A 228-nucleotide genomic window follows, 5' to 3' on the forward strand; every position below is an offset into this window, starting at 1 on the left:
GGCACGGCCCCGGCTGACGCCATCACGGCGGTGACAGCCGCGGCCGTGCCGGCATGGGCGGCGATATAGGCCAGGACTTCGGGTGAACTGTCCGTGAAGACGGGAATCGGAAAGAGGGCATTGAGAATGTAGCCGGCGGCAATGGAGCAGCCGAGCGACAGCACGGGTGACCAGGCGAACCAGTTGCACCATACCGACAGGGGCGCGATCAATTTGGAGTAGCGCAGC

The 228-nt window shown here is 64.9% G+C and carries 1 protein-coding gene; it reads right to left on the reverse strand.

The features are described 5' to 3' along the window. A partial coding sequence (locus SB756_RS36410) for an amino acid permease (protein WP_410914116.1) occupies positions 1-228 on the reverse strand: 228 nt, incomplete at both ends.

This window comes from Pseudomonas sp. SIMBA_068 (assembly GCF_046534705.1).
GTDB lineage: Bacteria > Pseudomonadota > Gammaproteobacteria > Pseudomonadales > Pseudomonadaceae > Aquipseudomonas > Aquipseudomonas putida.